Consider the following 14,386-nt stretch of genomic DNA (forward strand, 5'->3'; position numbering starts at 1 on the left):
GGAAGGGATGCCGGGGCCCGGCCCTACCCGCCAAAGCAGCGGCTAGGCCCCGGTGTTGAGGGAGGCCGGCGAGCCGTCAAGACTTCGCCGTAGGTGATGCGGAACCGGCCGGAGCGTTCGGTGAACGCCGCCCGCGTTCTGCGTCGAGCCGTACGAACACGCCGTGTACGTAGCTCGGCGCGCGCGTCGCCCGCCGCGCCGTCTCGCGGACGCTGAGACCGTCGGCCCACCCGCGCTCGATCGCCGCCATGGCGTCGGCGGTGCCGAGCTTGGCGGGAGCGGCGCGTTCAGGTGATCGGCCGCCACCGTCCGCGCTGTCCACCGGCGGAAGATCGGTGAACAGCGTGCGCGGGTATCGGCGGATGCTCGCGGTGGCCCGAGCCATCTGGTCCCGGGTGTGCGCGGCGAGAGCGGACGCGGCGGGATCCGGTGAACGTTCATCCCACGGCGACACCAATTCAACGGTTGCCAACGCAGCCGCGTTCCGCCGCACGGCGAGCTGGTCGAGCAGTACGCGCCGCTGTTCGCGGTCGCTGCCAACCGAGGCGCGGGCTACCGCGACGGACAGCCGGCGAGCTATACGCCGCCCCCGCCGCTCGTCCCGCCGAGTCGGACTCATCTCAGCGAGGCGGGACGCGAGCGCGACCGCCCGTACGGTGGCCCGGTCGCGTGTAATCTGCGCGGCGTCCCGGTGCCGCTCGGCGATACCGAGCCGGGAGAGAAGCCGCTCGCGCAACTCCCGTGCCACCAAAGCCCCGAAGCCGTTGGAGGATGCCTCGGGCTTGCGATGCCGCAGCTCGATCCCCATGGCGAGGTGCCAGAGCATCGCAGCCATGACCGGTCCGACGAAGGCCCGTACGGTCCCGCCGACCGGCCCGGATTCGGCATACGCCGGGATGATCTGCACTCCGGTGATCGCCCACACCAGGACGCCTGGGACGCCGGGCGCCGCGTTCGGCCCGTTGAGGTTCTGCCGCGCCATCAACGCGGTGGCGAACAGCGCGAGTTCGGCGGCACTGAACATCGCCGCGCGCTCGACCGCGCCGGCCATGTCGAGATAGTCGGCTGCGAACCGCCACGAAGTATCAGCGCTGTACGCGGTGCAGCCGATAGCCGCGAGGGCGGCGACCCGGATGGCGGGCGTGCCGCGCCGCAGATGCCGAACAGCTCGCCATACGACGAGGCCGGCGACGACGAGCCCGCCGCTCACCAGCATGGCCGGCGACGCGATCACGCCGCCTCCCCGAACCACGTCGGCCGACCGGCCAGGCGACTGCTCCTCAGCAGCGCGACGCCACCGAGCCACAGCGCACAGACCGCGTCCTCCCTGGCGAGCGCGTCGGAGGCGCCCTCTTCCAGCAGCTCGGCGAGTACGTCGCGGGCCGCCGCGTGCCGAGCGGCACGTTCGTCATCGGATTCACCCGGGACACCGAGGAACAGCTCCCGAAGGAATTCCGGATCATCCGGTAACTCGCGGTCGTCGCAGAGGACTTCACACCGACCTCCGTACGTACACATGGCTCTCCTGAAGTTGGGGGTGGGAGAGCCGACGGCGGTGTCCGCGCTGGGGCGACGGCTTGTGCCGTCAGCTCACGGGACGAGTGGTCATGACCTCCGGCACCGCAGCTCACAGCAGCCGTGCCGGGATCAAAAGCACTCGTTCGCTCAGGCGCTCTATGGAGTTCTCAAAGGGCAGGCGCTGCCTTCGGACTCCTGACAGGGGTCCTCCGGGTGCTGTCCGCGCTCCTCCTCAAGAGAACTTGTCTTCAAGTCCTCTTGAGGAGTAGTGATGACTATGGGGCACCTATCCCTCACTCGTCAAGACCTCTTGAGGACTTGTATGCTGGAGCCGCCCTCACGATCAGGACGGTGACCCGCATGGCCAAGGCGTACGAACGCATCGCTGACGACCTGCGCGACCGCATCCGCGCAGGTGACCTCGCCCCCGGCGACCGTCTCCCGGCGGAGACGACCCTCGTGGAGCGGTACGGGAAGAGCCTCCCGACCCTGCGCCAAGCGCTCGGACTCCTCCAGGCCGAGGGCCTGATCGAGAAGCAGCACGGCCGCGGCAACTTCGTCCGCCGGCCCCGCACGCAGGTGAAGCGGTCCAACACCCGCCACCAGTGGGAGAAGTCCCGCGCCCGCGAGCCCGAGCAGCAGCGCAGGAAGACCGGCGCCACGGAGCACGACACCGGTCTCGAAGTGAACGACCTGGTATTCCGCGCGTCCTACGAAGTGGTCGACGCGGGCGAGGAGTTGGCGGAGATCTTCGGCGTGCCCACCGGCACGGCCATGCTCGAACGCACCTACCGCACCCGCTACGAGGCCGAGGCGTTCCCCTTCAGCCTGGTCGACTCCTACCTCGTACGCGACGTCGTCGCCGCGAACCCCGATCTCCTGGACGCCACCAACGAGCCCTGGCCCGGCGGCACGCAGAGCCAACTCCACTCGATCGGCATCGAGTTGGACCGCATCGAAGAACGCGTCCTCGCCCGGCCGCCGTCCGCCGAAGAGGCCGAGGAACTGGGCCTGCCCCCGGGCACCTCGCTGATCGTCGTCGGCAAGACTTCGTACGACACCGACGGCCGCGTGGTGGAGCACTCCGTCATCCGGCTGCCGGGCGACCGCACCGTCATGTCCTTCGTCACCCCTCTGGAAAGGTGGTGACCGCCGTGGCGGACCGCCGCATCGACGTCATCACGGCCGTCCACGCCCCCGCGGCCCCCTACCTCGCGGACGCGTACAAGTCCCTGGTCGCCCAGGAACTCCCCGACGGCTGGGACTGGCACTGGATCATCCAGGAGGACGGCCAGTCCGACGACGTATCCCCCCACATCCCTGACGACCCCCGCATCACCTTCCACCAGGGCCGCCCCGGCGGTCCGGGCGTCGCCCGCACCATGGCCCTCGCCCACTCCTCCGGCCCCTACGTCAAAGTCCTCGACGCCGACGACCAGTTGACCCCGGGCGCCCTCGCCCGCGACCTGGCCCTCCTCGAAGCCGACCCCACCCTCGGCTGGACCACCTCCCGCGTCCTGGACCTCCTCCCCGACGGCACCACCGCCGGCTTCGACCAGGACCCCGCCGACGGCCCCATCCCCCGCGGCGCCGTCGTCACCCACTGGAAAGCCCACAACTTCCGCGCCCAGGTCCACCCCGCAACGCTCTTCGTCCGCCGCGACCTGCTCCTCGCCCTGGGCGGCTGGATGGCCCTCCCCGCCTCCGAAGACACCGGCCTCCTCCTGGCCCTCAACACGGTCAGCCCCGGCCACTTCACCCGCGAATACGGCCTCTTGTACCGCAAGTGGCCCGGCCAAGCCACGGCCCAATCCACCCACACCGACGACACCGAACGTGCCGCCCGCATGGCGGTGATCGAAGAGCGGGCGCTAGCTCTAAATACCTTGTATGGGTATGGGTTTTGAAGATTTCATCGTTGAATGAATATTCTCGGACTCTTTCACTGATTAGCTGCCTCAGTAGTCTCAGTGGTTTCCAAGACGGCACCCGCGGCAGTCGCTAGAAGATATTCTCTTACGCGGATCGTGAAATCTCTGAGTTCACTACTTGGACTCCGATGAAGTCCCTCTTCGAAGACATTAGTAAGCCATTTCCTCTTGTTTCCAGATGGGATCTCGGGGATCCAGCACTCAAGTTCTCCGGTTGGAACCACGAAGATTCCTAGCGTCGATAGTGATCGAATCATCCGCTGAGTTGCGGAGTATGATTGCGTACCACTCAATGCACCGAGGCCAGACTTCTTCAGTTGTTTCCAGCCGTTCGCTGCCTTCAGTAGATCTGCGATTTCTTGACTCTGCTGACCAGTGAGCACTTGCCGACCTTGCGGCTGACCGACGATTTCCGCTATGCGGTCTCTAACCTGCCGAGCGGTTAGGACTGTGACTGCTGTCGCTGTCTCTTGATGGAGTAGGTCCAGATCCTTTTCGAACTCACCGTACTTCCCGCCTAGTGATGAGACTGCACCTTGGACGATGTGTTTGTCGTTGAGCACGTCGATATCGTAAATGACAGCAACGGGTATGCCGCACTGGCGCAATTTCTTGGCAGCATCGGCTAGGCGGGCTTTCCCGTTGACGTGAAGAAAAGTGAAGTTATCGTGCGGTGAATCACCTTTAACGATATCAAAGGTTGCGGCATAGAATTGGCAGTCCCCCTCCGCCTCGCAAAGTACGACCCCGTCGTGAAAAAGGCCAGAAATGATATTCGAGTAGCGCAACAGTGGCGTCTTGATGATCTCTGACACTTCTTCAGAGTTCAGTACTCGTGAAAGTGGATCACCTCCCGGACGGGAGATACGCACGAGGGAGAGTTCTTTGCCCGCAGATGCTTCAGTCACACCGGCTAGGAAGTCAGAACTGTGGGTCGCCACGATCACCTGGCAGGATGACGGCGTGCGCTCAGCCAGAAACCTTCCGAGCAGGCGTGCTTGCGGTGGATGAAGAAATGCCTCTGGCTCGTCGATCACCACAAGAGGCGTCGGCTGTGCCAACGTGTGAAGCAGGATATTAACGAAGCTTCTGAATCCATCACCTTGCTCGGCGACTGTTGGAAGGGACGAGTACGCAGCTCGCAGTTCAGCTGATGGCGGTGGTATTTCATCTTCCATGCCTGTTTCGCCGACGCGTAGGTAGATTCCTTGGCTGTATCTATCGATAGATATCGGTGTCCCAAACGCTGTCACTACTAGCTGTGAAAACTTCTCTTGCTCGCTGCGGGAGTCCCACAGAAATTGACTTGGATGGGAAGGTGGATAATCCAGGTTCCACGTCTGCGAGGACGTTCTATCGTATAGGCGATCTTCTGTTTTCTGGTACGAAACGAGGAGGTGTTGAATGCTTTGCACGTATCGCGATGACCATGCCTGGCCGACGGCTTGCTTGGTTATCCTATTATTGTCGCTCGATGAGGGTCCAGGGTACATATCCTCGTGAGTATGTGGGTCGGGGCGGGGGGTGATTCCCGTGTTGTGCAGCCACTCGAAGAAATCTTCGACGCTTCCATCTGCTGTAGTATCGAGGGATTGAATCCAACGTTTTGGATCGACCGAACCTGGAACACTAACTTGCGTTACAAGCTCACTAAGGAGGACGGACTTACCGCTATTGTTTGGCCCAATGAAAACTGTCATACCGTTCATGGGCGGGTTGAATGTGGTGCCATCCGTCAAGAGAAGACGTGATACACCGAATGCGATTCCCATAGTGCTGCTCTCGCCTGTGACGTTGTTGGTTCCCTGCGAAGAGGGTGACTCTACGCGTCTATGGCAACTCGTGCCAGTGGATTGGGTAGAGATACGTCTTGAGCGACTGTGTTGAGCTCTTCAGTCGATGAAGTCACTCGCTTGACAGGCGTTGTGTTCCTGTTGATGGGATGACAGACGCGTCGCGATGATGGATGGTATAGAAGTTGCGCGAGAGCTTTATGGGCCTACGGGAACCTCGTAGACGATCTCGCAGAGCGATGCGGGTACGACAATGTCGGCAGTCTCCACCGGTTGGCCCTCGTCGCTGTAGTACGTCCGCTGGATGTGCGTGACCAGGGAGCCGCGTTGGATGCCGAGGAGGGTGGCCTCCTCCGTCGTGGCGACCCGGGGCTCGGGCCTCTCTACCGCGTGGCTGACCGTGATCCCGATCTCGGCCATGCGGCTGACGACGCCCGCGCCCGCGTGCGGGCCGCCTTCTGGGAGGACGACCAGGGTGCCCGCCGTGAGGGCGTACGGCTCCCAACTGGTCGAGAGCTGGACCGGCTTGTTGTCGGCCAGGAATTCGTAGGCGGTGCGAACGCCCAAGTCCCCCTCGGCGATGCCGAGTCGGGCTGCGATGTCCGCGGGCACCGGCATCTTGGCCTCGGTGCGGCTCTCCCACGTCCCCCGCTTGCCCAGCGCGGCCATGTCGGAGCGGAAGGGCGAGCCACCGGCCTGCTCGCGGTACGTGGCGCGGACGATCCGCACCCGCTCGCGCGGCTCGGCGACGTACGTCCCTGAGCCGGCGCGGCCTTCGAGGATACCGCGGGAGATGAGCAGTTCCTGAGCGCGGCGAATGACGTTGTCGCCGACGCCGTATTGCGCGGACAGCTCGCCGCGGGAGGGGAGGCGGTCGCCGGGCGTCCATTCCTGGCTGTCGATGCGCTCGCGGAGCACGTCGGCGATGCGGAGATACGGCGGCTGCTCAGGCATGTGGACAATCTAGTCCACTAGCTCTAATCTAGTTAACTAACTTCACTGAGAGTGTTTCCGAGGTGACGGAGATGAGTCGTGCCCGAACCCGAAGCCCGCATCGAAGGCATCCGCGCGGGCCTCGCCGCCGTAGGACTCACCCCGGTCATCAAGCAGTACCGGGACCACACGCGCATCGAAGCGGCAATGCCGACCACCTTTCCCGCCGAAGCGTGGGGCGAGCTGCTCGCCCTGCTTGCCGAGGCGGACTGGTTCGGCTTCGCCGACAGCGGTGTACGCGGCCGGTCCTTATGGGCCGCCGTACGGAAGCACCCGCCCGCACCGCCCGGCGACGGCGAAGGTGACGACACCTGACGCCGCACGGGCACCACCATCAGCCATAGGAGCTGACCAGCGTGTTCAACCACTTTCGCCGCGCCGCCACGTGGATAGCGCGGCGCCCCACTCGCGCGACGGGACGCCAGGGTCCGCCCGTACTACTCCCGCAGCCGAGGCGTACGACGCCGACCTTACGAAGCCATCAGCCCGCACAGCCTGCGTACTTCTGGCTCGCCGACGACCTTCCGCTCATCCGCACGTACGTCCTGAATCCGGCCGAGCTGGCCCGGCTCGGGGGGAGCGAGCCGGCCGAGGAGGTGCTCGCCGCCACATGACCGCCCGCCATCAGCAAGTAGCCGACGATCTTCGTCGCCTCATCGCCTCGGGCGCCCTCGCGATCGGTGAGCGCCTCCCGCCGGAGACCCAACTCGCCGCCCGCTACCGCGTGAGCACGCCGACACTCCGCGAAGCCCTCGAACTGCTCCGTGCCGAGGGCCTGGTCGAGAAGTTCCAGGGCCGAGGCAACTTCGTACGCCGCCCGGTCGAGCGCCTCGTCTACCCGGGCGGCGTCGGCAACGGGCTGCACATGAACGTCAGTTCAGGCATCACCACGGCCGGCGTCGACCTCGCCTCCCGCCTCGGCGTACCGCTCGACACTCCGGTCACGGAGTACGTGTGCGTGAGCCACCGCGACGACACCCCGCAGAGCATCGCGCACCTCTACGTACCGAACGGCACCCCGTACACCAGCGACGCGACCAGCGAATCCCCTTGGGGCGACGACCTGGTCCTCGCGGCCGGCGACGCGGCGCCCGCGGCGTACAGCACCGACCTGGTCACCGCCCGGTTCCCCACCGCGGCGGAAGCACAGTCGTTGCGCATCTCCCTCCGCGTGCCCGTCCTCGCCGTGGAGCGGACCTTCACCACCGACGACGGTGAGGTCGTCGCGTACGCCCACGTCGTACTGCCCGGCGATCGCACGGAGGCCGCCTTCGTCACCCCGATCGGCACGGCGACCGAGACGACCGAGAAGAAAGCCGAAGCGCGATGAACGCACTGCCGAACCCCGAGAGCGCGACGCCGATCTCGGTACGCCGATGGCCCAACAACCGAAGGTGCGTCGGCCGCGCGCGCCGCGATCTGCGCGACGTACTGACCGCGTGGGGCCTTGCCGAGCTGACGGACCCGGCGGAACTCGTCCTCTCCGAACTCGTCACCAACGCCGTACGCCACGCCCGTCACCCCCTCGGGCGCGAGATCGAGACCCGGTACGAGCGCGCTGACGGCGGTGTGCGGATCGAGGTGCACGATGCCAACGACCAGTGGCCGGAATTGCAGAAGGCGGACGAGGAGGCGGAGGCCGGGCGCGGGCTGATGCTGGTCGACGCGATCACCGAGCAACGCTGGGGGGCGAGCAAGCGCGAGGGCGTCGGCAAGCTCGTCTGGGCGCTCGTCACCGTTGACACCTCCGGCCAGAGGCCGGACCTCGGTGAGTGAGGGGAGCCCTGCCATGAGCAGCAGTACGACGGAGCCGCGTACGTCCGAAGCCGACGAGCCCGTACGGCGGGACCGTACGTGGACCATCACGACCACCTGCGGTTGCACCGTCTCGGGCTACCTGCCTGCGTGGGCCGAGGCCGACCCGAGTGAGACGGGCGTCCTCCTGGACGAACTGACCACGCTCATCGCCGACATGAACCACTGGACGGGCTTCTCCGGCCAGCGCATGGCCGTTGCTCAGCACGGCGTGGAGACCGAGGATTCCGAGGTCTTCCGGACGAGCATCGACGCCACCCCGTACGTCGGCGGCCCGCTGCCGCGACTGCCAGTCGCCAACATCCGGATCGTCGGCGACTACTGGCTGCACGGCCTTACCCCGACTGCCCTCGCCGAGGTCGCCGCCCAGTTACGAGCACAGGCAACCTTGTTGGACGACGAGATACGGCCGCAGCTCGTTGCGGCTCGGGAAGACTGGCTCACCCAGCAACGGACATGACCCGCGTACGTAGACGAGGCCCGGCGCTCCAACTTTCGGAGTGTCGGGCCTCGTTGCGACTACGGCAGCGTCTCGGCGTCCATGCGCGAAAAGATGAGGTCACTCTCGTCGGTCACCGGGCCCCGCAGCCGCACGGGCACGGCCGCCGGGCCGCGCAGCGCGGAGGGGTACGTCGCCGCCGCGTACTCATTGGCCAGCCGGTAGACGTGGAAGCCGGCGCTCTGCATCGTGTCGAGCAACTCCTCGACCGAGTCGCCGAGTTGCTCCATACGATCCGGAGTTACCTCGACCGTCACCTCGGCGTCTGGCCGCAGCTGTTCGAGCAGTGGCGCCATACCCCGTACGACGCTGCCCTCCGCACCCTCGACATCGACCTTGATGACGCGCGCTGTCGCGATCTCGTCCTCCTCCAGGACGTCGGGCAGCGGGAACGCCTCGATGTCGAACGTCGACTCGGTCGGGCCGTCCCACGGAACGATGCTGTTCGCGCCCATGTTGGCGGAGCTGGCCAGAATGAAGGTGAGGGTCTGCTGCTTGTCGGAGACGGCGGTGTGGACGGCGCGGATGTTGGTGAGGCCGTTGAGTCGGGCGTTCTGCTCAAGCCGTTGGTTGAACGCCTGCGACGCCTCGATCGCCACGACCCGCCCCTCAGGGCCGACGAGCTGCGCGGCGAGGACGCTGAAGTAGCCGACGTTCGCGCCGACGTCCACGTACGTGTCGCCAGGCCGTAGCCGCCGCTGGAGCCACTGCGTCATCCGCGGCTCCCACACCCCGAAGAGGTACAGGTACCGCTGAATGAGGTCCTGCGTATCCACGGCGAAGCGAGCCCCGGTCGCGGTGTCGGTGACGCGTCGGCGCGGCTCGTCGCGTAGCCGCGGATTCAGGTAGCGACCGGCCAGCGGCGCCTTCCCGACAGTGCCCGGGGCATTGCGGACGTACCAGCGGCCGAGCGTGACCAGGGCCTCTGAAGTGGGGTTGCTCATCCGATCGCCTCTCCGCAGGTCGCCACGCGCACGGTAGCACCGCGGCCCGTCGCCGCCTTCGAGCCAGAAACCCGAAGCACGCCCCCAAGCCTCCGGCACGCCCCTAAAATCCTCAAGACGTCTTCATGACTCATGGGGGAGGGCGAGGACGGCGTGAGCACTTCCGAGCAACTTTTGACCATCGCGGCCGTCCTGCTCGGCGCCTTCACCACGTACGTCACCAACTACTGGACCGAGCGCCAGCGCATCCGCCGCGAACTCCTCACCCGCTGGGACGACAAGAAGCTCGACGCCTACGAGGGCTACGTCGACCGCGTCCGCGCCGGCGTCTTCCTCGCCGTCGAGCTGTACGAGCACACCGAGGACATCCGCCGCAGCGACGAACCCGAGTCCGCGCTCCGCGCCCAGCTCACCGAGGCCGCCCACCTCCGCGGCCGTGCCTTCGAGCGCATCATGCTCCTCGCCGGCGACGCCGTCGTAGAAGCTGCCCACAACCTCAACGCCGCCGCCCTCGCCGTCGACTGGCAAGCCACCGGCAAAACCCCCGACACCCTCCCCACCTGGCGCGACCGCAACCGCGCCGTCTTTCGCGCCATCAACGCTTTCCACGAGGTGGCCCGCGAAGACCTCGGCGTCAGCGGCACCCTCACGGGCGACACCCACCCGGACCGCGACCTCCTGTTGCCGCCAACTCAGCGTGACGGCACGACTGGATATTGAAGTGTAGCCATCATCATTAAATGGTTCGGGTCGAAACGTGTACTGCAACTGCAAACGCCTCACTCCTGTCCCCTAGCCAAAATCTCCCTATTCTTCGGAAGGGAGATTCCAGGAGAAATCCTTAAGCATTCTCGCAGCTTCCCTTCGGACCGAGGGAAGAAAACTCTGCTTACTAGCTCGAAAGAGATAGGCCCGAAGCTCTTGCTGAGCGGAGATCGATCGGGGAAGTCCATGAATATTGAGACCGCGCAAAACACCATAAGGGATTGCAGTGCCATCCATTTCTAGTCCTTCCCCGAGTGCCTTGACAGCGTGTTTTCCAACGCTCGTGTTTTGATCAGCGAAGTACACGAGGGATTCTGCAACCGCTGAGCGGATCCGTACGTGTGCGGAGGATGGCACGCCAAGCAGGGAGCCAAGCACCAGCTCGTTCCCCACAACCATCGATACGGCGGGGGCTGACCGGACACCCTCGATACGCAGAGGGGTTTCTGAACTGCTAAACAATGACAAGAAATCTCTCATGGCGTCGCTTGCACTGATGCTCGTCGCGATACACAAGAAACGAAGACGGGCACCCGAGGGCTTTTCACTAGAAGTAGTACTCTCCATGAAAAAGCGCTGAGTAGACGAGAGTAGTTCAGGTTCGGACGTTAGGCGGTCTCTTACCTCAGCAGGAATCCGATCAATATTCCGCGCCAGGTAGTCAAGTACCGGGTCCTTTTGGTGTGACGCCGTGGCAGGGTTTCTTAGCAGCTCGCATACAGCTTCCCAGTTGTCGGCATGTGGCGCAAGAAGGGAAAGCGCAGAGCCGATGACTCCCGGGTTTACCCCTCCGAAGGAGTAGGCACCTTTACGCGCCTTATCGATAGTGTCGCGAATCGCGATACTACTCCGTGAGGAGATGCTCTGTTCCTTCCCCACCACTACGTCCGGGAAACCTTTCTCTGCGAGCTCAAGAATCAGTGCCGATCTATTCAATGAGCTGGAGTTCGTATCTGTTTCCCGGAAGAAGTGTAGGGAGGGCAGATGGCCTTGTAGCGCCAGTTCGAAGAGAATGGTGTCTCTCAGATCTTCGTGTTCGTCGGAGACATCGCCTAGGAGTTCGCTAGCCCAGGTAGCCTTCTCGGATTCGCTGACTAGACGCCAGCTCATATTGCCCACCGCAGGGAGCATATTCTGAAGAACTACCGCATTGGCATCTTTATACAGACTACGAATTCGACCAGACAAGTAATCTGTGTCCGATGCGGAAGCTGCTAGGGCCGAAATTGCGTCCCACGTTGCCTCGCGCATCGAGTGCCATCCGCCAGGAACGAACTGCTGCCCCGAATTCGCCGATGATAGAAGTGTTCGGCAAATTACATCAGCATTATGGGGCGTTATTAGCGGAGCGGCGATTTTAAATACAATTAGGTCTTCTTTTGTGACGTGCCTAGGAGCACGACGGATTGACTCTTGTAGCTCGTCAGCAAGAATTTGCAGCGGACCCTCTTCGCGAAGGAGTCTGAGTGATTGTTCGTAGGAGTCTGAGTCGCCACTCCGGCGAAGCAAGTTAAGGCCGTCCCTCAGAACCCATCCCCTGTACTGGGGATCAACTTGCCTCATCACTCGTTCGCGACCCAGGATTCCATGAGAATTACGGGCCTCGAACCAATTTGCCAGCAGCTGGCTGCGCAGCCAGTTTGCGTGCAATACGCGGGCGATTGCATCATCAAAGAAGAGAGTCCGAGAAGATGAGATCTGTCCTCTATCTCTCACTTTCTCCTCGAATTGTTCTTTGAGCAAAGGAGCCACTGCGCCGGCCAAGGGAGCATCAAGCGAGTAAGTCGCTGTTCGTGGTGACCGATTCGAAGTTGAGCTTCTTGAGACCTGACCCATACTCGCCGCAGCCATCGCCGCTGCAATTTGAGGGAATGCGTTCAAAAACCTAGATCTAAGTGATTCGACGACACCCGTGAGAAATTCTTTGACTTCAAGTGATGAGTCTTCGATTTCGTATAGGGGAAGGGATGCGGAGGAGATCTCAACTGCCCGCTCGTAGGCGTGCGCGGAAGCGACGTAGTCGCCAAGCTCAGCGGTTCGCAAACCAATTTGGGCGTGCAGAGCAGCCTGGGTAAGTAGCGGCAATTCATCGTCGCGTTCGAGTGTTGCACGACACAGAGAGACCGCATCATCGAAACGGTCGCTATCCGCGAGGCTGACACTAGCTACAAGCGCAGCGACCGCACGCATCTCGGAGGAAATGAGATAATTTTCGATTAGTGAGGTAAGGCAGTCCAATCCATCTGCCTCATGCGGGTGGACCATAGACATAGACACAGATCGGACCAGTTCCCACTCACTTGATACAGTGGGTTTCTCATTTTCTTCCGCTGGGAACAATTCAGGCATATCGTTACGGCGTTGATTTTCGTATTCCCGAAACCTTCCGAGCACGGCTAGCGCGAGAGAGTAGTCGGGGCGAAGATCTGTTTCTTGGTTTTTGGCCAGTACCATCTCATCAGGGCTCAGCACCGCAAGTGTCCAGTAGTACATTTTCGCCTCCGCCATTGTTAGCACTTTCCTATTTAGTTTCACTAATTGATTTTGTCAAGATTCGCAAGAGTTCGTCATGAAGTTCGGTCTGGTTCAGTATAGTTGTCTCTACAAGCGAATTTTCAATATCAAGAACCGCAAGTTTACTACGTTCGGTCAGCTCTCCGTTAGAAATAACGAAAATCTTTCTTCTTGCCTTTTTTGCGGCCTCAAGGAGCTTCAGACAGTCAAGGGAGCCGTCTAGGTCGTCTGCGATGATAACGACAATTCGAGATTGCTCGACTGCCTGTGCGATTGAGGCTCCTGATTGCGTACTGAGAGAACCAGGCTCTTCGCTTACAGACAGACTCAGAATCCCTTCGATACTATGAATCATCCTCGCGGTTTGCACTGCGCGAAGGACGTCGTTGGCAACATTTTCGCTTTTCTTCTCGGATGCCCAGGTGAAAGCCCAGTGCTGCTTTTCGCTTTCACTTTCAGCGGTATTAGTGCTGGCGCTTTCCGCTAGATCGTCACCGGTGCCGCTCGCGTGCTCTGCGAGCCGCTCTTTGACTTTCAGTACCTTTCTTCTAAGCGTCAAGAGAACCAGGTCATCAGAACTCGATGGTTGAATAATTGTCGAATGGTCACCAGGCAGCGAACCCGTGTCTTGGAACAAACCTACAGCCGAAACTGGCCGCACGATATTATCTGTTGAGCCGAAATATGCGGAGATCGGAATGTGCCACTCGGTGTCGCTATGCGTAGTGGCTCTAACGACATTGTGCACAACCTTGTTTTGTGCTTCTGCGACTGCTTCGCTAAGAACTCCAAGTTCTTTTGCCTGAGAATGACGAAAGAAGAATAGAATCCACCTTCGAGCCAAAAGGAATAGTTCGGACCCGGAGTTTGGGCAAGCGAACATGATGATGTACTTAATATTCGCAAGCTTTTTTCCGCGCCCCGCGTTGAGTGTGCGCTGTAGGTATCTCTGTACTACGAGCCCACCCTGGCTGTGACTCACGATAATCACGGCATCGTAATCAGCGAACTTTTCCTCAAGGAAGGTCCTCAGCCCTTCTGCGATGTCATTGATATTTGGAATTCTGTGCAGGGGGTTGATTTTAAACTTCGGGGATGGATAATTATATGTATCCACTACGACGTCGGCAAAATCGGAGTTGGAGCCGATAAGCTTTCGGAGGGGGGACCATGTTTCCTCTCCTGAGAACAGCCCGTGCACAAAAATTATGGCTAGGCTCGGTTTATCCACCTTGCGCTCCTGGTTTACAGGCAGAACGGCGAGCGGGTGACGAGTGCCGCCACGTGGCAAAGTCCACGATGTCCGGGTTGTTCAGCATACCAACCAGATGCAGTAAGGTGTAGCTGTGCGGTGATCTACGCCTAGATTTCCAACCTTGGGGCATTGTTGCTCCAATCGGTGTCTAACGGGCCATGGACGGGCCATGGGTTCCGCGTGCATGCCAATAGCTGGTGTTTCCCCAGCTAGGAGGCGGCACGACCTCCTAGCTGTGAGCGGTCTTGAAAACCGTCGTGGCAGCGATGTCACCGTGGGTTCAAATCCCACAGCCTCCGCGGTAGGTAGTGAACATGCAGGTGGGGCGGGGTCTCGATCACATCGAGATCCCGCCCCAC

The 14,386-nt window shown here is 62.1% G+C and carries 14 protein-coding genes and 1 tRNA gene; 8 read left to right on the forward strand and 7 right to left on the reverse strand.

The genetic code is table 11. The features are described 5' to 3' along the window. Positions 1 to 76 precede the first annotated feature (76 nt). Together ACIQCJ_RS00955 and ACIQCJ_RS00960 are read right to left on the reverse strand one after the other, a co-directional pair. Entirely contained in the window at positions 77 to 1,234 is a 1,158-nt protein-coding gene (locus ACIQCJ_RS00955) for a hypothetical protein (protein WP_402710299.1), read from the reverse strand. Continuing rightward, positions 1,231 to 1,518, reverse strand: coding sequence for a hypothetical protein (locus ACIQCJ_RS00960; RefSeq protein WP_402710300.1), 288 nt, complete (start codon positions 1,516 to 1,518; stop codon positions 1,231 to 1,233). Before ACIQCJ_RS00960 ends, ACIQCJ_RS00955 begins: the two co-directional genes overlap by 4 nt. A 360-nt stretch (positions 1,519 to 1,878) precedes the next feature. Between ACIQCJ_RS00960 and ACIQCJ_RS00965 the strand changes: the two genes are divergently transcribed. Both ACIQCJ_RS00965 and ACIQCJ_RS00970 read left to right on the forward strand, forming a co-directional pair. Continuing rightward, positions 1,879 to 2,667 carry a GntR family transcriptional regulator gene (locus tag ACIQCJ_RS00965; RefSeq protein WP_402710835.1) on the forward strand — a complete coding sequence of 263 codons (789 nt, stop codon included), beginning with the start codon at positions 1,879 to 1,881 and terminating at the stop codon, positions 2,665 to 2,667. Further along, complete coding sequence (locus ACIQCJ_RS00970) at positions 2,664 to 3,425, forward strand: glycosyltransferase family 2 protein (protein WP_402710301.1); 762 nt, start codon at positions 2,664 to 2,666, stop codon at positions 3,423 to 3,425. The genes ACIQCJ_RS00965 and ACIQCJ_RS00970 overlap by 4 nt, the downstream gene beginning before the upstream one ends. A 35-nt stretch (positions 3,426 to 3,460) precedes the next feature. Here the strand turns inward: ACIQCJ_RS00970 and ACIQCJ_RS00975 are convergent, their stop codons facing one another. Further along, entirely contained in the window at positions 3,461 to 5,221 is a 1,761-nt protein-coding gene (locus ACIQCJ_RS00975) for an ATP-dependent nuclease (protein ID WP_402710302.1), read from the reverse strand. Positions 5,222 to 5,440: 219 nt separating this feature from the next. Beyond that, entirely contained in the window at positions 5,441 to 6,196 is a 756-nt protein-coding gene (locus tag ACIQCJ_RS00980) for a GntR family transcriptional regulator (RefSeq protein ID WP_402710303.1), read from the reverse strand. Between the two features lie 78 nt (positions 6,197 to 6,274). Here ACIQCJ_RS00980 and ACIQCJ_RS00985 point away from each other — a divergent pair, with 78 nt between their 5' ends. The 4 genes from ACIQCJ_RS00985 to ACIQCJ_RS01000 all read left to right on the forward strand — a co-directional run bounded on the left by ACIQCJ_RS00985 (position 6,275) and on the right by ACIQCJ_RS01000 (position 8,510). Next, positions 6,275 to 6,550, forward strand: coding sequence for a hypothetical protein (locus ACIQCJ_RS00985; protein WP_402710304.1), 276 nt, complete (start codon positions 6,275 to 6,277; stop codon positions 6,548 to 6,550). Positions 6,551 to 6,845: 295 nt separating this feature from the next. Continuing rightward, entirely contained in the window at positions 6,846 to 7,565 is a 720-nt protein-coding gene (locus ACIQCJ_RS00990; protein ID WP_402710305.1) for a GntR family transcriptional regulator, read from the forward strand. Then, positions 7,562 to 8,011, forward strand: coding sequence for an ATP-binding protein (locus tag ACIQCJ_RS00995; protein WP_402710306.1), 450 nt, complete (start codon positions 7,562 to 7,564; stop codon positions 8,009 to 8,011). Before ACIQCJ_RS00990 ends, ACIQCJ_RS00995 begins: the two co-directional genes overlap by 4 nt. Before the next feature lie 13 nt (positions 8,012 to 8,024). Beyond that, positions 8,025 to 8,510 carry a DUF6907 domain-containing protein gene (locus tag ACIQCJ_RS01000; protein WP_402710307.1) on the forward strand — a complete coding sequence of 162 codons (486 nt, stop codon included), beginning with the start codon at positions 8,025 to 8,027 and terminating at the stop codon, positions 8,508 to 8,510. A 59-nt stretch (positions 8,511 to 8,569) separates the two neighbouring features. On the opposite strand, the gene ACIQCJ_RS01005 is transcribed toward ACIQCJ_RS01000, so the two are convergent. After that, positions 8,570 to 9,493 (reverse strand): FkbM family methyltransferase, encoded by a 924-nt coding sequence (locus ACIQCJ_RS01005; protein WP_402710309.1) that lies wholly within the window; start codon positions 9,491 to 9,493, stop codon positions 8,570 to 8,572. 153 nt (positions 9,494 to 9,646) lie between these two features. Here ACIQCJ_RS01005 and ACIQCJ_RS01010 point away from each other — a divergent pair, with 153 nt between their 5' ends. After that, a complete protein-coding gene (locus tag ACIQCJ_RS01010; RefSeq protein ID WP_402710310.1) occupies positions 9,647 to 10,213 on the forward strand; it encodes a hypothetical protein in 567 nt (188 codons plus the stop codon). 87 nt (positions 10,214 to 10,300) lie between these two features. On the opposite strand, the gene ACIQCJ_RS01015 is transcribed toward ACIQCJ_RS01010, so the two are convergent. Next, on the reverse strand, positions 10,301 to 12,766 hold the full coding sequence (locus tag ACIQCJ_RS01015; protein ID WP_402710311.1) for a hypothetical protein: 2,466 nt from the start codon (positions 12,764 to 12,766) through the stop codon (positions 10,301 to 10,303). A gap of 13 nt (positions 12,767 to 12,779) precedes the next feature. Next, positions 12,780 to 14,003, reverse strand: a complete 1,224-nt coding sequence (locus ACIQCJ_RS01020; protein ID WP_402710312.1) for an esterase/lipase family protein — start codon at positions 14,001 to 14,003, stop codon at positions 12,780 to 12,782. 236 nt (positions 14,004 to 14,239) lie between these two features. Here ACIQCJ_RS01020 and ACIQCJ_RS01025 point away from each other — a divergent pair. Beyond that, a tRNA-OTHER gene (locus ACIQCJ_RS01025) sits at positions 14,240 to 14,326 on the forward strand. The last annotated feature ends 60 nt before the right edge of the window (positions 14,327 to 14,386 follow it).

Source organism: Streptomyces sp. NPDC093221 (genome assembly GCF_044753885.1).
Classification (GTDB): Bacteria; Actinomycetota; Actinomycetes; order Streptomycetales; family Streptomycetaceae; genus Actinacidiphila.